Source organism: Plantactinospora sp. CNZ320, assembly GCF_002846275.1.
Map to the genome: position 1 here is coordinate 5,768,142 of NZ_PJMP01000001.1, position 16,199 is coordinate 5,784,340.

At 71.0% G+C, this 16,199-nt stretch carries 17 protein-coding genes; 9 read left to right on the forward strand and 8 right to left on the reverse strand.

Annotation, left to right across the window (positions count from 1 at the left end):
• Positions 1–81 precede the first annotated feature (81 nt).
• From mshA to CLT71_RS25790, 3 genes are all read left to right on the forward strand, one after another.
• Positions 82–1,455 carry a D-inositol-3-phosphate glycosyltransferase gene (mshA, locus tag CLT71_RS25780; RefSeq protein ID WP_101369387.1) on the forward strand — a complete coding sequence of 458 codons (1,374 nt, stop codon included), beginning with the start codon at positions 82–84 and terminating at the stop codon, positions 1,453–1,455.
• Between the two features lie 97 nt (positions 1,456–1,552).
• Positions 1,553–2,077 (forward strand): type III secretion system chaperone family protein, encoded by a 525-nt coding sequence (locus CLT71_RS25785; RefSeq protein ID WP_101369388.1) that lies wholly within the window; start codon positions 1,553–1,555, stop codon positions 2,075–2,077.
• 189 nt (positions 2,078–2,266) lie between these two features.
• Complete coding sequence (locus CLT71_RS25790) at positions 2,267–3,463, forward strand: hypothetical protein (RefSeq protein ID WP_101369389.1); 1,197 nt, start codon at positions 2,267–2,269, stop codon at positions 3,461–3,463.
• 365 nt (positions 3,464–3,828) lie between these two features.
• Here CLT71_RS25790 and CLT71_RS25795 read toward each other — a convergent pair whose 3' ends face one another.
• From CLT71_RS25795 to CLT71_RS25805, 3 genes are all read right to left on the reverse strand, one after another.
• Positions 3,829–4,632, reverse strand: coding sequence for a M23 family metallopeptidase (locus tag CLT71_RS25795; protein WP_101369390.1), 804 nt, complete (start codon positions 4,630–4,632; stop codon positions 3,829–3,831).
• A 36-nt stretch (positions 4,633–4,668) separates the two neighbouring features.
• Entirely contained in the window at positions 4,669–5,253 is a 585-nt protein-coding gene (locus CLT71_RS25800; protein ID WP_101369391.1) for a helix-turn-helix domain-containing protein, read from the reverse strand.
• Positions 5,254–5,427: 174 nt separating this feature from the next.
• The gene (locus CLT71_RS25805; RefSeq protein WP_101369392.1) at positions 5,428–6,723 is read right to left on the reverse strand and encodes an MDR family MFS transporter; all 1,296 of its coding nucleotides are present in this window, start codon (positions 6,721–6,723) and stop codon (positions 5,428–5,430) included.
• 178 nt (positions 6,724–6,901) lie between these two features.
• On the opposite strand from CLT71_RS25805, the gene CLT71_RS25810 reads away from it, so the two are divergent.
• Entirely contained in the window at positions 6,902–7,705 is an 804-nt protein-coding gene (locus CLT71_RS25810; RefSeq protein WP_101369393.1) for a phosphoglyceromutase, read from the forward strand.
• A 53-nt stretch (positions 7,706–7,758) separates the two neighbouring features.
• Here the strand turns inward: CLT71_RS25810 and phoU are convergent, their stop codons facing one another.
• Positions 7,759–8,403: a phosphate signaling complex protein PhoU gene (phoU, locus tag CLT71_RS25815; protein ID WP_101371778.1), complete on the reverse strand. Its 645-nt coding sequence runs from the start codon at positions 8,401–8,403 to the stop codon at positions 7,759–7,761.
• A gap of 453 nt (positions 8,404–8,856) precedes the next feature.
• Here phoU and CLT71_RS25820 point away from each other — a divergent pair, with 453 nt between their 5' ends.
• Positions 8,857–10,056 carry an ATP-binding protein gene (locus CLT71_RS25820; RefSeq protein ID WP_101371779.1) on the forward strand — a complete coding sequence of 400 codons (1,200 nt, stop codon included), beginning with the start codon at positions 8,857–8,859 and terminating at the stop codon, positions 10,054–10,056.
• Positions 10,057–10,090: 34 nt separating this feature from the next.
• A complete protein-coding gene (locus CLT71_RS25825; RefSeq protein WP_101369394.1) occupies positions 10,091–10,774 on the forward strand; it encodes a response regulator in 684 nt (227 codons plus the stop codon).
• A 35-nt stretch (positions 10,775–10,809) separates the two neighbouring features.
• On the opposite strand, the gene CLT71_RS25830 is transcribed toward CLT71_RS25825, so the two are convergent.
• Positions 10,810–11,709 carry a DUF3109 family protein gene (locus tag CLT71_RS25830; protein ID WP_101371780.1) on the reverse strand — a complete coding sequence of 300 codons (900 nt, stop codon included), beginning with the start codon at positions 11,707–11,709 and terminating at the stop codon, positions 10,810–10,812.
• An 80-nt stretch (positions 11,710–11,789) separates the two neighbouring features.
• Between CLT71_RS25830 and CLT71_RS25835 the strand changes: the two genes are divergently transcribed.
• Together CLT71_RS25835 and CLT71_RS25840 are read left to right on the forward strand one after the other, a co-directional pair.
• Complete coding sequence (locus CLT71_RS25835) at positions 11,790–12,755, forward strand: Ppx/GppA phosphatase family protein (protein WP_101369395.1); 966 nt, start codon at positions 11,790–11,792, stop codon at positions 12,753–12,755.
• Positions 12,756–12,902: 147 nt separating this feature from the next.
• The gene (locus CLT71_RS25840) at positions 12,903–13,640 is read left to right on the forward strand and encodes a sugar phosphate isomerase/epimerase family protein (RefSeq protein WP_101371781.1); all 738 of its coding nucleotides are present in this window, start codon (positions 12,903–12,905) and stop codon (positions 13,638–13,640) included.
• Between the two features lie 85 nt (positions 13,641–13,725).
• Here the strand turns inward: CLT71_RS25840 and CLT71_RS25845 are convergent, their stop codons facing one another.
• The 3 genes from CLT71_RS25845 to CLT71_RS25855 all read right to left on the reverse strand — a co-directional run bounded on the left by CLT71_RS25845 (position 13,726) and on the right by CLT71_RS25855 (position 15,755).
• Positions 13,726–14,901 (reverse strand): hypothetical protein, encoded by a 1,176-nt coding sequence (locus CLT71_RS25845; protein WP_101369396.1) that lies wholly within the window; start codon positions 14,899–14,901, stop codon positions 13,726–13,728.
• The gene (locus CLT71_RS25850) at positions 14,898–15,431 is read right to left on the reverse strand and encodes a SigE family RNA polymerase sigma factor (RefSeq protein ID WP_101369397.1); all 534 of its coding nucleotides are present in this window, start codon (positions 15,429–15,431) and stop codon (positions 14,898–14,900) included. The genes CLT71_RS25845 and CLT71_RS25850 overlap by 4 nt, the downstream gene beginning before the upstream one ends.
• A gap of 114 nt (positions 15,432–15,545) precedes the next feature.
• Positions 15,546–15,755, reverse strand: a complete 210-nt coding sequence (locus CLT71_RS25855; protein ID WP_101369398.1) for a hypothetical protein — start codon at positions 15,753–15,755, stop codon at positions 15,546–15,548.
• Between the two features lie 94 nt (positions 15,756–15,849).
• Here CLT71_RS25855 and CLT71_RS25860 point away from each other — a divergent pair, with 94 nt between their 5' ends.
• Positions 15,850–16,191 carry an MmcQ/YjbR family DNA-binding protein gene (locus tag CLT71_RS25860; RefSeq protein WP_101369399.1) on the forward strand — a complete coding sequence of 114 codons (342 nt, stop codon included), beginning with the start codon at positions 15,850–15,852 and terminating at the stop codon, positions 16,189–16,191.
• Positions 16,192–16,199 lie beyond the last annotated feature (8 nt).

The window sequence follows — 16,199 nt, forward strand, 5'->3', positions numbered from 1 at the left end:
GATGACACCCATCACGGTGGTTGCTCTGTGAGGTGACCCGGTCGTGCGGGACGGCGCAACACGTTGACAGAAGGAGCGGACGTGGCGGAACTGCACACCGGCGTAGCCCGGCAACGAGGTATCCAGCCGTGGCCCACGCCACGACGCATCGCGACCCTCTCCGTGCACACCTCACCGTTGCATCAACCCGGCACCGGGGACGCCGGTGGGATGAACGTCTACATCGTCGAGGTCTCCCGGCGACTGGCCGAGGCCGGTGTCGAGGTCGAGATCTTCACCCGGGCCACCTCCAGCGAGCTGCCACCGGTGGTCGAGATGGCCCCCGGCGTGACGGTCCGGCACGTCACCTCCGGGCCGTTCGAGGGGCTGGCCAAGGAGGAACTGCCCGGCCAGCTCTGCGCCTTCACCGCCGGGGTACTGCGGGCCGAGGCCGCCCGGCCGCCCGGCTTCTACGACCTGATCCACTCGCACTACTGGCTCTCCGGTCAGGTGGGCTGGCTCGCCAAGGAGCGTTGGGGCGTGCCGCTGGTGCACACCGCGCACACCCTGGCCAAGGTGAAGAACGCCAGGCTCGCCGAGGGGGACCGGCCGGAGCCGAAGGCGCGGGTGATCGGCGAGGAGCAGGTGGTGGCCGAGGCCGACCGGCTGGTCGCGAACACCACGGTCGAGGCCCGGGACCTGATCTCCCGGTACGACGCCGACCCGGAACGGGTCGAGGTGGTCCGCCCCGGCGTCGACCTGGACCGGTTCACCCCGTCGGCGGCCGGTCGGGAGGAGGCGGCCCGGCTCGCCGCCCGACGTCGGTTGGGGCTGCCCGAGTGGGGCACGATCGTCGCCTTCGTCGGCCGGATCCAGCCGCTGAAGGCGCCGGACGTGCTGCTGCACGCCCTCGCCGAGCTGCGCGAGTCACAGCCCTGGACCGCCCGGACGGTCACCGTGGTCATCGCGGGTGGGCCGAGCGGCAGCGGGCTGGACCAGCCGACCTCGCTCATCGAACTCGCCGCCAAGCTCGGTGTCGGCGACGCGGTGCGGTTCCTGCCGCCGCAGACCGGCGACGACCTGCCGGCCCTGTACCGGGCCGCCGACCTGGTGGCAGTGCCGTCGCACAACGAGTCGTTCGGCCTGGTCGCGCTGGAGGCACAGGCCTGCGGTACCCCGGTGGTCGCCGCCGCGGTGGGCGGCCTGGTCACCGCCGTCCGGGACGGCAGCAGCGGGGTACTCGTCGACGGGCACGACCCGCGCGACTGGGCCCGGGTGCTCGGCGGGCTGCTGGCGGCGCCACGGCGCCGGGCCGAGCTGTCCCGGGGCGCGGTCGAGCACGCCCGCGCCTTCTCCTGGGCTCGTACCGCCAGTGGCCTGCTCGCGGTCTACCGTGAGGCGGTGGCGGAGTACCGGGACCGGCTCGCCTCGGAGCTGGCGGACGGTACCGCGGCGCTCCCGCTGGCGACCTGCTGAACCGTGATGTCGTGACGAGCTGAACCGTATGTCGTGACGAGCGGTGTCGGCGATCTGCCGACCGCGCGTGCCGGAAGTCGGACGGGAAGGGGCGGAGATGCAGTCTCGGGCGGAGATCGGTCGGCTGATCGAGGCGGTCTGTGCCGATCGGGAGCTGGCCTGTGAGTCGACGGGTGAACACTCCTACGCGGTCACCCTGCCGGGCACGCACAAGCTCAAGACGGTCTGCAACCTGATCGTCGGGGAGCACGCGCTGCGGATCGAGGCGTTCGTGATGCGCCAGCCGGACGAGCGGCGGGAGGAACTCTTCACCTGGCTGTTGCAGCGCAACGCCCGGATGTACGGGGTGGCGTTCTCCGTCGACGCGGTCGGTGACGTCTACCTGACCGGCCGGGTCGGCCTGGCCGGGGTGAACGAGGAGGAGCTGGACCGGCTCTTCGGCTCGGTGCTGACGTACGCGGACGAGTCGTTCGACACCATGCTGGAGATCGGATTCGGTTCGGCGATCCGCCGGGAGTGGGAGTGGCGGGTCAGCCGGGGTGAGTCGTTGGCGAACCTGCGAGCGTTCGCGCACCTCTTCGAGCATTCGGCTACGGATAACTCGGGTTTGGACCGCCCCTGACGGGTATGCCCCGGCGGCGGCACCAGGATGTGGCGATGGCCGCGCCGCCTGCCGAGGTCAGACTGTCAGAGGGAGCGTGAGGATCTCATGGCTCAGCGGAACAGTTCCGGTCGCGGCGCAACCGCGACCGCGACGAAGCGCCGATCCAGCAGCAGCACGGGCGACATCAACGAGCAGAAGATCAGGTCGATGAAGGTCGACGACATCCGGGGGCAACTGAAGAAACGCGGTATTTCGGGCATATCTGCCCTGCGCAAGATGGACCTGGTGAAGAGCCTGGTCCGGACGCTGAAAGCGGAGAGCCGGGGCGGGACGACCGGACGGAAGGCCACGGCGCCGGCCAAGCGGACCACCGCGAAGAAGGCACCGGCCCGCAAGACCACCACCGCCCGGGCGACCGCGAAGAAGGCGCCGGCCAAGCGGGCGGCGGCGAAGAAGGCGCCGTCGTCCCGTACGGTCGCGGCGAAGCGGGCTCCGGCCCGCAAGACCACCACCGCCCGGGCGACCGCCAAGCGGGCGCCGGCCCGGAAGACGACGGCGAAGCGGGCCCCGGCCAAGCGGGCCACCGCGAAGAAGGCCCCGGCCAAGCGGACGACCGCGAAGAAGGCGCCGGCTCGGAAGGCGACCACCGGCCGGGCGACCGCGAAGAAGGCTCCGGCCCGCAAGACGGTGGCCGCCGCTCGGCAGACCCCGGCCCGCAAGGCCGTGACCTCCGCCCGGACGACGTCGACCGGCACCAAGCGGACCAGCGCCCGCGCGACCGGTCCAGCCAAGACGACAGGTCCGGCCAAGACGACCGGGCGAGCCAAGGCGACCGGTCCAGCGAAGACGACCGGGCGGGCCAAGGCGACCGGTCCGGGCAAGGCGACCGGCTCCCGTGCGACGGGGGCGGCGAAGGCGACCGGAGCCCGGAAGGGTACGACCGCCGGGAAGAGCACCACGGCGGCGCGCAAGACGACCGGAACCCGGAAGTCGACCGCCGCGCGGGCCAGCAGGGCGGGCGGGGCTCGGAAAGCCACCTCCAACGGCGGTGGTCAGTCCAAATCGCTGAAGTACGCCCAGCCGATCTCCTCGCCGCAGGACACCCCGGAGCGCCCCGGACGGAGCCTGGTGACCCGGGACCACGACGTGATCCGGCGCTGGGCGGAGGGCCGGAACGCCCAACCGGCGACGATCGAGGGCACCGAACGCGAGGGCCGGCTCGGCGTACTGACGTTTGACTTCCCCGGTTGGCGGGAAGGCGGACGACTGAAGCCGGTTAGTTGGGAAGACTGGTTCCACACGTTCGACCTACGACAACTGAATTTCATTTACCAGGAGCAACTCTCCGACGGGCGGCAGAGCAACTTCTTCCGTACCGAATCGCCGATGCGCGAAGACGGCTGACATTCCCGGCGGGCGACCGGGAATGTCGCGGGTTGCCCGGAGTGTTGCACCAGACGGCGCCGGGATATCGATCGCCCTTCGGTGTGATGGGCGAGACAGAGTTGCCGGCTTGTGCCGGTCATCCGGCGACAACTAACGTTATTGCACGCGCCACGCTCGGAAACGTTCGGGGGAACGACAGATCGCGCAGATCTGTGCACCGGGCGGCGGCGCTGGGGGACGGGTGGTAGTAGTTAAGCCGTTGGGGGACGGCGCAGCCACCTGTAACCGGCGGTGCGCGCGGGCGACGTTTACGGGGGTGAACGTCGCCCGCCGCCGCCGGTCCATCGTGTCTGGCGCGCCGGTGTTGTAGCCCGGTCGGTTGTTCAGCGGGTCGCGGCCTCGACCGAGAAGACCTCCCCGTTGGCTGGTACGCCGATTTCCCGCCACGTGAACGGAATTCCCCGGGCGATGTTCAGATCCGGATTGTCCATCAACTGGAAGTGGACATGTGGTTCGGTCGAGTTGCCGGAATTCCCGCACTCCGCGACCGGCTGACCGGTTCGTACCCGATCTCCCGCCCGGACGAGCAGCGAACCCCGCCGCAGGTGCGCGTACGCGGCGTACCGGCCGTCGCCGAGGTCCAGGATCAGGTGGTTGCCGAGGATCTGTCCGGGGCCGGCGATCTCCCGGAAGAGCCCCTCGACGACGAGGTACAGCAGGGCCGGGTACGAGTTGCGGCTCAGGTGGTCCCGGTTGCGGTCGACCGCCCGCACCACAGTGCCGTCGGCGACCGCCAGCAGCGGTGTCCCGAAGCCGGGGAAGTCCCGGTTGCGCCGTACCGGCGGCCACCAGCCGAACTTCGGACGCGGGCGGTCCGCCGGCTCCGCGACCAGGTCGATCGCGTACGCCTGACCGTAGGCGCGCACCCCGTGGCTGGGTACCTTGCTCGCCGGGCTGTTCAGTGCCGACCAGCGGCCCGCCACCGGCGGGTCGACCTGGACCGGCGAGTCGGGGACCTGTGCCTGCGCCCTGGCGAGCATCCGCCCCATCACCACCCGTAGCGCGATGGCGAGCGCGATCGCCAGCCAGCCCCACAGCGACGTGAAGTCGAGGAAGAAGCCGGCCACCAGGATCACCAGGAACGCCAGCCAGCAGCAGCGGTGCAGGATCATCAGTGCCTTGAACATGGGAGTCTCCCCTCCGGCGGCACGTGCCGCACTGAGTCAGGTCCGGGCGATCGCGATCGCCACCAGCAGGGGCACGACGCGTCCGGGGGGCACCTCGTAGCGCCCCCGGCCCGGGCTGTGCAGCCAACCCGCGGCGGCCAGTTGCCGCAGGTGGTGGTAGGCCTGTCCGGTCGTGCCGAGGCCGTCGAGCGAGGTGAGTTCGGCGACGGTACGCCGGCCGCCGAGGATCTCGCGGAGCAGTCGTAGCCGGACCGGGTGCCCGAGTGCGGCGAAGGAGTCGGCCAGCTCGGTCCAGTCGCCCGCCTCGCCGTCGAGCAGTGCCTCGGTCGGCAGGCCGTACTGCCAGTCGTAGCGCTCGTGGCTCGGCAGCCGGACCGAACCGGTGTAGAGCACGCCGCCCTGTGCGGCACCGAGCGCGGCGAGCCGGGCCTTCAGGCCGTCCAGGGCCCAGAAGGCGCCCTCGCCGTCGCCTTCGTCTTTGCCTCCGCCGCCTTCGCTTTCGCCGCCGCCTTCGCCCTTGCTTTCGCCCGGTGGCTCCGGGCGGGGTGTGGGGGCGGTCGCCCGGTCCTCCAGGACCGCCAGCCGGCGTTCCAGCTCGGCGACCCGTTCCTCCAGCGTCATAGTCGCGAGCTTACGTAATTACGTAACTACGTGCAAGGCGGGGTCGATCCGTCGCAGCCTTCGGCATCGGCGTGGGCGTCGACGTGGGGCGTCGGCGTCGGCCTCGGCGTCGGGAATTCGGTCGGCACGCCGCCGCCGGAACTCATCCGTGGCGCCGTCGGGAAGTTCGGAAACTCAGACCTTGGCGGTGGCCGCCGGTCGGCCCGAACCCGCTCTGCCGGTCACCGCCGGTCCCACCGGGCCGGACTCGGTCGTACGCAGTTGGCTGACCCGCCGTTCGCGGGCCGGTCCGGAGAGCAGGTGTGCGCCGGCCACCACGACACCGAGCACCGCGCAGCCCAGCCAGAGCGCCGAGTTGCCGAACTGTTCCCCTACGAAGCCACCGGTGATCGGTGCGGCGAAGGCCGCCACCGACCAGGAGAGCGAGAAGAGTCCCTGGTAACGACCGCGCAGCGCCGCCGGTGACAACTCGGCGATCAGCGTGGAGTTCGAGGGCGAGTTGAGCATCTCGCCGAAGGTCCAGATCAGCACGGTCAGCACGTAGAACCAGGCGGCGTCCGCGAATGCGGTCAGCCCGAAGCCGACCCCGGTGATCAGGGCGGCCAGGGCGAGTACCCGGGACCGGCCCCGCCCCCGGATCAGTCGCGGTACGAAGAGCTGCCCGGCCACGATCAGCACCCCGTTGACCGCGATCACCGACCCGTACGTCGACGGCGACAGCCCGTCCTGGCCCATCGCGATCGGCAGCATCGAGATGTGCTGCATGAAGACCAGCGCCAGCAGGATGTTCAGGGCGACGAAACCGACGAAGACCCGGTCGCGCAGCGCGGTGCCCAGCCCGCCCCGGTGCGGTGCGACCAGCCCGGCCGCGTCGAGGCGGACCCGCCGGGTCTCACTGACCCGCAGGAAGATGATCAGCGCGGTGATCACCGTGGCCGCCGCGTCGACCACGAAGAGCAGCAGGTAGCTCGCCTCGGCGGCGAGCCCGGCCAGGATCGCGGCAGAGGCGAAGCCGAGGTTGATCGCCCAGTAGTTCAGGGTGAAGGCGCGCAGCCGGTCCCGTTCCGGTACGACGTCGACCATCATCGCACCGAACGCCGGCCGGGCCGACTCGGCGAACATCCCGAGCAGCAGCGCGCCGAGCGCGACCAGCCACAGTTCCCGGGCGAAGCCGAGCGCCAGCATCATCGCCGCCGCGCCCAGGTGCGCGGTGAGCAGGGTGGGCCGTCGACCCCAGCGGTCGGCGAGGACCCCGCCGGTGAGCGTGCCGACCGCGCCGCCGGCACCCCAGAGGCCGAGCACGATCCCGGCCTGGAACTCGGAGAAGCCCCGCTCGGTGGTGAGGTAGATGGCGAGGAAGACCAGGACGAAGGAACCGAGCCGGTTGATCAGCGTTCCGGCCCAGAGGTACCAGAAGGTTCGGGGTAAGCCGCCGGTGGTGTCCTGGAACCATTTCCCGACCGTCCGCATCCGCCGCCCCCGTTTTGTGTTCGTCGCGCATCGCGGCACACCGTGTAATGACCGCCCATCCTGAAACGCCTTACGAAGCTAGTGCGGCGGGTCCGGGCTGGTCACCCCGTTTTCCACGTGTCGGTCGTCACCCCGGGTCGCCGCGTGCCTGCGCGGCGGGTCCGGCAGGATGAGTTTCATGACTGCGAGCACGAGTGATCGGCCGGAGGGAGCCACGGTGGCGGGCGAGGGCGCCGCGGTGGGCACGTTGGTACTGCTCCGGCACGGCGAAAGCGACTGGAACGCCAAGAACCTCTTCACCGGCTGGGTCGACGTGGACCTCACGGCCAAGGGTGAGAGCCAGGCCCGGCGCGGCGGCGAGCTGCTGCGCGAGCACAACCTGCTGCCCGACGTGCTGCACACCAGCGTGCTCCGTCGGGCGATCCGCACCGCCGAGCTGGCGCTGAACGCCGCCGACCGGCAGTGGATCGCGGTACGCCGCTCGTGGCGGCTCAACGAGCGGCACTACGGGGCACTCCAGGGCAAGGACAAGAAGCAGACCCTGGCCGAGTACGGCGAGGAGCAGTTCATGCTCTGGCGCCGGTCGTACGACACCCCGCCGCCGCCGATCGCCGACGGCGACGAGTGGTCCCAGGCCGGCGACCCGCGCTACGCCCTGCTGCCGCCCGAGCTGATGCCGAAGACGGAGTGCCTGAAGGACGTCGTCGACCGGATGCTGCCGTACTGGTTCGACTCGATCGTGCCGGACATCCTCGCCGGCCGTACGGTGCTGGTCGCCGCGCACGGCAACTCGCTGCGAGGCCTGGTCAAGCACCTGGACGGCATCTCCGACGAGGCGATCGCCAAACTCAACATCCCGACCGGAATCCCGCTGCGCTACGACCTCGACCGGTCGATGCGCCCGCTGGTGACCGGCGGGGCCTACCTCGACCCCGAGGCAGCCAAGGAAGCCGCCGCCGCAGTCGCCAACCAGGGCCGCTGAGGTGTAAGGAAGGGCCCCTTCTTATCGTTTTTTGTATAAGAAGGGGCCCTTCCTTACACCTGGGTTTCGCCGGTGACGAGGTAGATGACGCGGCGGCCGGCGTTCACCGCGTGGTCGGCGTACCGCTCGTAGAAGCGGCCGAGCAGGGTGGCATCGATCGCGGTCTCCACCCCGTACGGCCAGTCGTCGGCGAGCAGCACCGCGAAGAGTTGCCGGTGCAGCTCGTCCATGGCGTCGTCGTCGGAGTCCAGTTCGGCGGCGACGGTGGCGTCGGGCTTGGAGAGGACGTTCGCGATCTTGTCGGCAATCCGGTCCGCCACCCCGGCCATCTCGGTGAAGACCGGGCGCAGTTCGGCGGGTACGGCCGGAGACGGGTGTCGGCGTACGGCCGTCTTGGCCACGTGGTCGGCGAGGTCGCCCATCCGCTCCAGGTCGGCGGCGACGTGCAGGGCGGTGATCAGGGCCCGCAGGTCGGAGGCGACAGGTGCCTGCCGGGCCAGCAGGTCGCAGACCCGCTCCTCGACCTGCCGGTAGAGGGAGTCGATCTCCGCGTCCCGCTCGATCACGCCCTCGGCGGCGGTCCGGTCGGCGGTGAGCAGTGCCCGGGTGGCCTGCCGCATGGCGACCCGGATCGCCTCGGCCATGTCGACGAGCAACTGGCTCACGATGTTCAGGTCGATCCGGAATTCGTCGCGCATGATCACGTCCTGCTCGGAGGTGGGCGGTTTCAAGGTGGCGGTTTCGAAATGGCGGTTCGAGGTGACGGTTTCGCCGGCCGTGTCGGGATTCGCGGCCGGCGATGAGGTGTCGGTCCGGACAACGGTAGGGGGATCCGGCGGCGCTGAGGTGAACATCGGTGAACGGCACCGGGCCGGCGGGTGAACATTCTCGGATGCGCACGTGATTCGCCCGATTTTGCCTGGTCGACAGGTTAACGATGACCCTACGATCGCCGCGTGGAGTGGGGGGTGGTCGCTGGTGTGCTCGTCGGGCTGGGCCTCGGCCTGTCCCTCGGTCCGCTCCGCCACCGGGTCACCCGATGGCTCCCGGTCGCCCGATGGCTCCCGGCCCTCGGACGGCTCCCGGTCGTCGGATGGCTCCCGGTCGTCGGACGGCTCGCGGCTGCCGGACGGCCCTCGGCCGGGCGCACAGTGACCGGGCGAGCCGGGACAGTGACCGGGGCAGCCGGGACACGCGGCAACAGGAGGCCGGCGATAGGCAGTGACGAACGGGCCGGCGGGCTGCCGGGACTCGGCCGCAAGAGCCTCGACTCGCTCCGGGTCGGGGTGGTCGTCCTGGACGCGCACGACGTACCGGTGCTGGTGAACCCGGCAGCCAGGGCGATGGGGCTGCTCCGGGTCGGCAGTACCCCGGGCACGGTCGCCGCGCACCCGATCATCCGTACCCTGGCCGGCCAGGTGCGGCGCACCGGAGTGCGCCGCGAGGTCGAGCTCGACCTGCCCCGGGGCCGCGAGGGCGGCATCTCCGACCCGCTCGGCGTGCACCTGCGGGCGATGGGGCTCGGCTCCGGGCACGTCGCCGTCGAGGCGGCCGACGTGACCGAGGCACACCGGGTCGCGCGGGTCCGCCGGGACTTCGTGGCGAACGTCAGCCACGAGCTGAAGACCCCGATCGGCGCGCTGCAACTGCTCGCCGAGGCACTGCTGGACGCCACCGACCAGACCACCGGAAACGGGACGCTGGACCCGGGTGAGGACATGGCGGCGGCCCGCCGGTTCGCCGAGCGGATCCAGCACGAGTCCACCCGGCTCGGCAAGCTCGTCAACGAACTGCTCGAACTCACCCGGTTGCAGGGCGCGGAGCCGCTGCCCGCGCCGGAACCGGTCGCCCTGGACTGGGTCACCGCCGAGGTGGTCGACCGGACCCGCACCGCCGCCACCGCCCGGCAGATCACCGTCGTGATCGAGGGCCAACGGGACCTGACCGTCTACGGCAGCGACAGCCAGATCGCCACGGCGGTCAGCAACCTGGTGGAGAACGCGATCGCGTACTCGGCGGAGCGGACCGAGGTGACGGTGGCGATCCGGAGTACCGGCGAACACATCGAGATCGCCGTCACCGACCAGGGCATCGGGATCGCCCCGGACGACGTGGGCCGGATCTTCGAACGCTTCTACCGGGCGGACCAGGCCCGGTCCCGGCAGACCGGCGGAACCGGCCTCGGCCTGGCGATCGTCAAGCACATCGCCACCAACCACGGCGGTCGGGTCGAGGTGTCGAGCACCCTTGGCGGCGGCTCGACGTTCACCCTCAGGCTTCCCGCGCGTCCTCCGGACGCCTTCCTGCCGCCAGCCCCGTCAGTTGAGATCGAGACCGGTTCGCTCGGATAGTTCCGAGCGAGACCGAGACCAGAGAGGAAAGTCCGTGGCCCGCGTACTCGTGGTCGAGGATGAGGAGTCGTTCTCCGACGCCCTCTCCTACCTGCTGCGCAAGGAAGGATTCGAGGTCTCGGCCGCGGCGACCGGCACGGCGGCGCTGACCGAGTTCGACCGTACCGGCGCGGACATCGTGCTGCTCGACCTGATGCTGCCGGAGATGTCCGGTACCGAGGTGTGCCGGCAGCTCCGGCAACGCTCCCAGGTGCCGATCATCATGGTCACCGCCCGGGACAGCGAGATCGACAAGGTGGTCGGGCTGGAGATCGGCGCCGACGACTACGTGACCAAGCCGTACTCACCCCGCGAGCTGGTCGCCCGGGTCCGGGCGGTACTGCGGCGGCGCGGCAACGAGACAGTCGAACCGGGCACCCCGACGCTCACCGCCGGACCGGTCCGGATGGACATCGAGCGGCACGTGGTCACCGTCGACGGCTCCCCGGTGCAGCTTCCGCTCAAGGAGTTCGAGCTGCTGGAGCTGCTGCTCCGCAACGCCGGGCGGGTGCTCACCCGGGGACAGTTGATCGACCGGGTCTGGGGCGCGGACTACGTGGGCGACACCAAGACCCTCGACGTACACGTGAAGCGGCTGCGGTCGAAGGTCGAGCCGGAGCCCTCCGCGCCGCGCTTCATCGTCACCGTCCGGGGCCTCGGCTACAAGTTCGAGCCGTAGGCCGGCGGCTCCCTCGGGTCAGCGGCTCTGCCGGGTCAGCGGACCGGGCCGCGCGGCCTGCGCTGCGCCGCCGGACGCCGGCCCGCGGCGGCGGCCTTCGGGCTGGCCGGCTCCCGGCCGGCCTCCTCGGCACGGTCGAGCACCGGGTCGGCCCCGGCGGTCGCCGGATGCGTCGCCACCAGTCCGCGCCGCTCCCGCTCCGCGCAGAGCTCGGCCAGTTTCGCGTACGCCGGCTTGCCGATCAGCGCGATCAGCTCCGGGGAGTACGACAGGTACATCGCCTCGGTGCCGACGTGTGCCTCCGGCGACGAGGTGCACCACCAGTCGAGGTCGTGCCCGCCCGCGCCCCAGCCCCGCCGGTCGAACTCGCCCAGCGTGCTGACCAGCACCTTTGTCTCGTCCGGCCGCTTGACCCAGTCCTGGTCGCGGCGCACCGGCAGTTGCCAGCAGACGTCCGGCTTGTATTCCAGCGGATGTACGCCGTCGCGCAGCGCCTGGGCGTGCAGCGCACAGCCGCCCCCGCCGGGAAAGTCGGCGTCGTTGAGGAAGACGCAGGGCGCCTCCTCGCTCCGGGTCGCCGTACGCCGGGCCGGGGTCTCGCCGTCCACCGAATCCAGTTCGGTGTAGTTCTTGAAGCCCCGCCGGTAGTGCTGCCAGGTCTGCGGGGTGAGCCGCTTGACAGCCGACCGGACCCGCTTCTCGTCGTCGGCGTCGGTGAAGAACGCGCCGTGCGAGCAGCAGCCGTCGGCGGCCCGGCCGGCGATGATGCCGTGGCAGGTCTGGCCGAAGACGCAGGTCCAGCGGGAGAGCAGCCAGGTCAGGTCGGCCCGGATCAGGTGTTCGGGGTCGGCCGGGTCGGTGAATTCGAGCCACTCCCGGGGGAAGTCGAGCGGGACCTCCCGGGCGCGCGGGTCGGCGGGGTCGTCCACCAGGATCCGGAGTTGGTCGCGTGCTGCTGCCACCCGGTCAGCCTACGCCCGCTATCCGCCCGCGACCTGCGTCTAGTGTCTTTGCCATGCGGCTCGGCGTGCTTGATGTCGGTTCGAACACCGTGCACCTTCTGGTCGTGGACGCGCACCACGGCGCCCATCCCTGGCCGGCGCACTCCGAGAAGGCGATGATCCGGCTCGCCGAGCAGATCGGCCGGGACGGCGAGTTGACTGTCGCGGGCGCGGACGCCCTGGTCACGGCGGTGAACGAGGCGAAGATGGCCGCGGCACGGCTGACCGCCGACGACCTGCTGGCCTTCGCGACCTCCGCCGTTCGGGACGCCACGAACGCGCCGGAGGTGCTGGCCCGGGTCAGGAGCGAGACCGGGGTACTCCTCCAGGTGCTCTCCGGTGCCGACGAGGCCCGGATGACCTTCCTCGCCGTACGCCGCTGGTTCGGCTGGTCCGCCGGCCGGCTGCTGGTACTGGACATCGGTGGTGGTTCGCTGGAGGTGGCGGCCGGGATCGACGAGGAGCCCGAGTTCGCCCAGTCGCTGCCGCTCGGCGCCGGTCGGCTCACCCGGGAGTGGCTGGAGGTGGGGCCGGAGAGCAGCCACTCCCCGTCGGCGGCGGCGGTGACCAGGCTGGAGGCGTACGTCGAGGAGATGCTCGACACCGTGGTCGACGGCACCGTCGAGGTCGGCTGGGACCGGGTCGCCGCCACCAGCAAGACGTTCCGGAGCCTGGCCCGGCTGGCCGGGGCGGCGCCTTCCTCGGCCGGGCTCTGGGCGCCGCGCAGCCTCTCCCGGACCGGGCTGCGGCAGGTGATCGGCTTCATCCGGCACATCCCGCCGAGCAAGCTCGCCGAACTCGAAGGGGTCAGCGCCCGCCGGGCCCACCAGTTGCTGGCCGGGGCGATCGTGGCCGAGGCGGTGATGCGCCGGCTCGGAGTGGAGCGCCTGAACATCTGCCCGTGGGCGCTCCGAGAGGGAGTGATTCTGCGCCGACTCGATCTACTGGAGCCGGCACAGGGGCTCCGAGAGCCGGTCTGACCTGGCTTTTCGTCCGTCTCTGCGGCTTTGCGCCCGATCCGCGAACGGGTGGGACGTGCCGGATCGGGCTACCCTGAGACGGTGACCACCCGCGTACTGCTGTCCAGTTCCTCGGTCTTCCCCGAGCCGACCGCGGCTGCCTTCGAGATGGCGGCGGCCCTCGGCTACGACGGCGTCGAGGTGATGGTCTGGACCGATGCGGTCAGCCAGGACGCCGGAGCGCTACAGGGGCTGGCCCGGCACTACGGCGTACCGGTGCTCTCGGTGCACTCGCCCTGCCTGCTGGTCACCCAGCGGGTCTGGAGTTCGGACCCGTGGGAGCGGCTGCGTCGTTCGGCGGAACTGGCCGAGACCCTGGAGGCGCCAACTGTCGTGGTGCACCCGCCGTTCAGTTGGCAACGGGAATACTCCCGCACCTTCGTCGACGGCCTCGACAAGCTCGGCGCCCAGCACTCGGGGATCCGGTTCGCCGTGGAGAACATGTTCCCGGTCCGGATGGCCGGCCGGGAGTTCGTGCCCTACACGCCGGGGTGGAACCCGACCGACACCGGCTATGCCGCCTACACCCTGGACGTGTCGCACTGTGCCGCCTCGCACATCGACGCGCTGGAGATCGCCGACCGGATGGGCGCCGGGCTGGCGCACGTACACCTCGGGGACGGCACCGGCGAGGGCCGGGACGAGCACCTGGTGCCCGGCCGGGGCACCCAGCCCTGCGCGGAGCTGCTGACCTCGCTGGCCGGGCGTGGCTTCACCGGCTCGGTCGCGGTGGAGGTCTCCACCCGGCGGGCACGCAGCCGCGCCGACCGGGAGAGCGACCTGCGGGCGGCGCTGGAGTTCGCCCGCCAGCACCTGGCGGCGCAGGCCCCGGTCGACGCCCGCTGATCCCGGCCCGTCCCGAGGTGGGTCCAGGCCGGGATCAGTGCCGGGCCGCCGGACCCGCCGGCCCGGTCGGCTCAGTTCCGGCAGCTCAGCGCTTGCAGGTCCACCAGGTCGGCGTGGAGATGGCCTGCTCCTCCTGGTCGCCGGCGATCCGGGTACCGTCCTCGCTGAGCGCCACGATCCGCTTCGACGGGCTCTTGGGCGCCACCTGTCGCTGCGAACCGTCCGGGTCGCGGAGCAGCGCCGGGCCCGCCCGCTCGACCAGCACCACCTGGCCTCGGCTGTTCACCGCGCCTGTCGACGTGTTGTCGCCCAGGTAGGTGGCCGCACCGGTGCGGAGGTTCCAGAGGACCGCGTTGCTGCGGCTCGGGGCGGCCACCACACCCATGCCGAGGACCCAGTCACCCCGGATCTGCAGGGCAGCGCCGTTGCTCATCTCGGCCGGCATCGGCAGTGCGCTGCCCCGGCCAGCCGCGTCCCACCGGTAGGGGAGGCGCTGGCTTTCGGGGTGGTAGTCGCCGACCACCACACCGGAGTCGGAGATGCTTCGGGCACTCCCCCCGGCGCCGTTCGGTGTCGACAGTACGTCGGCCTTGACCGAGGCCCCGGCGCCGCGCCAGACGGCGGGAAACTGCATCTTGCCACGCCACACCAGCCCGGCGACGTCGCCACGCTTGTTCACCGCGAGCGCGGAGGCGGCGCTGTAACCCGCTGGAGTCGGTAGCGTGATCACCTTGCCGTCGACCAAGGCCCAGGCGGATCTGACATCCCCGTTGAAAGCGTCACCCACCACCATGCCGCTGTCGTTGACACCGTTGGCGGTGGCTTCGCCGCGGACCGGGATCTGCCGGACCTTCTCACCGTCCCAGCTGAGCGCCACGAACGGCTGGCCATCGGCGTTGCGGTAGCCGGCCAGGTAACGGCCGTTCGGCGAACCCGCGCTGACCCCGGCCGAGTTCACTCCGGACGGCAGCGGCAGGCGCTTGGCGACGCACTCGGCGGCCGCGTTCGCGGTGCCGTTCGGTGTCCCGGCGGTGTCGGCGGCGAGGTCGGTGTCCGGGACGGGCAGATATCCGGCTACTCCCAGGGCGAGCAGCGCGGACACCCCCAGCGCGCCGGCGGAAACCCCGATCGACCGCCTGCGACGCCGAACCCGCCTGCCCTCCGTGACCAGGCCGGTCGCGGTGAGCCGGCTCGGTGGAAGTGGCACGACGGACATCCGGTCGTGCAGCAGGGCGACCGCGTCGTCATCGTTAGCTGTCACTTCGTTCCCACTTCCTGTAGTTGGCCCGTCGCGCTCGCCGGCCACTGGTCACGCAGCAGCGTGCGCATCGCGGCGAGGCCCCGGGAGGTCTGGCTCTTGACGTTGCCGGTGGAGCAGTTCAGGACGGCCGCCGTCTCGGCCACCGACATGTCGCAGAAGAACCGCAGCACCAGTACGCTGCGCTGGTTGCGGGTCAGCTTGCCGAGCGCGGCCTGTACGGCGTCGGCGTCCTCGCTGCTCGCGGCGGGCTTCGCCGCCTGGTCCGGTAACCGCCAGGAGAGCAGTACCCGAGCCCAGGAGCGGCGGCTCTCGTCGACGTAGCGGCGTACCAGGATGCGGTGCACGTAGCCGTCGAGGTTCTCGACATCGCGGATCTTCGACCAGCGCAGGTAGACCGAGACGAGTGTCGACTGCACGATGTCGTCGGCCCGGCTGGCGTCGCCGCAGAGCAGGTACGCGGTACGCCGTAATCGGTCCAGTGACGTCGAGACGTACTCGACGTAGTCCTCGTCCTCTTTCCTCGTCGTCACCCAGACTCCTCTCCATGCGTCTACTCCTTATCGGAGTGCGACGGTGGATCGGTTGTAGGTTGCCCGGAGGATTTTCCGGTCCGGTCCGGTCCGGTCCGGTCCGGTCCGGGCTGGTCAGCCCCTGAACGGCGTGAAGCCGGTGCAGGCACACGGCAGCCCGTACGGGTCGTACTCGGTGCAGCCCTCGTCGGTGTGTACGCAGTACGGGTGCGGCTGGTCAAGTCGGCTGCACTCGCAGAACGGGCCTGTGTCGCGGTTGTTGGTCACAGTCACTTCACCCCAGGTCGGGAGGTACCCGACGTACTCCTCTTCCGCCACCACCACGCGATCTCCCCTTGCACTCGGCTACCCCGTTATCGGTGCGGAGCGGTGGATCGGTTGCGTGTGGAGTGTCGTAGCTGGTCAGTACCATCCGCGGATGGTGACCGTAGCCGACGTACGGGCCCTGGCCCGGACGCTGCCGCGCAGCAGCGAGCACCTGATCCGCGACCGGGTGAAGTTCCGGGTCGGCGCCATCGTCTACGTCGCGTTCTCCCGGGACGAGACGACGATGGGCTTCGCCTTCCCCAGGGACGAACGCGACGCCCTGATCGCCGCCGACCCCGAGCTGTTCTTCCTGCCCGGCCAGTCCGACCTGCGGTTCAACTGGGTCTGCTGCCGTCTCGGCCGACTCGACCACGCCCAGATGACCGAGCTGGTCAGCGAGGCGTGGCGGATGGTGGTGCCGAAGTTCCTGGCCCGGCAGCGGCTGCGCGCCTGACCGCCTGA

Excerpts from the sequence above, each read along its gene's own strand:
- CLT71_RS25785 (WP_101369388.1), top strand. The coding sequence starts at position 1,553 with ATGCAGTCTCGGGCGGAGATCGGTCGGCTGATCGAGGCGGTCTGTGCC.
- CLT71_RS25790 (WP_101369389.1), top strand. The coding sequence starts at position 2,267 with ATGAAGGTCGACGACATCCGGGGGCAACTGAAGAAACGCGGTATTTCG.
- CLT71_RS25795 (WP_101369390.1), bottom strand. The coding sequence starts at position 4,632 with ATGTTCAAGGCACTGATGATCCTGCACCGCTGCTGCTGGCTGGCGTTC.
- CLT71_RS25800 (WP_101369391.1), bottom strand. The coding sequence starts at position 5,253 with ATGACGCTGGAGGAACGGGTCGCCGAGCTGGAACGCCGGCTGGCGGTC.
- CLT71_RS25805 (WP_101369392.1), bottom strand. The coding sequence starts at position 6,723 with ATGCGGACGGTCGGGAAATGGTTCCAGGACACCACCGGCGGCTTACCC.
- CLT71_RS25810 (WP_101369393.1), top strand. The coding sequence starts at position 6,902 with ATGACTGCGAGCACGAGTGATCGGCCGGAGGGAGCCACGGTGGCGGGC.
- phoU (WP_101371778.1), bottom strand. The coding sequence starts at position 8,403 with ATGCGCGACGAATTCCGGATCGACCTGAACATCGTGAGCCAGTTGCTC.
- CLT71_RS25835 (WP_101369395.1), top strand. The coding sequence starts at position 11,790 with ATGCGGCTCGGCGTGCTTGATGTCGGTTCGAACACCGTGCACCTTCTG.
- CLT71_RS25840 (WP_101371781.1), top strand. The coding sequence starts at position 12,903 with ATGGCGGCGGCCCTCGGCTACGACGGCGTCGAGGTGATGGTCTGGACC.
- CLT71_RS25860 (WP_101369399.1), top strand. The coding sequence starts at position 15,850 with ATGGTGACCGTAGCCGACGTACGGGCCCTGGCCCGGACGCTGCCGCGC.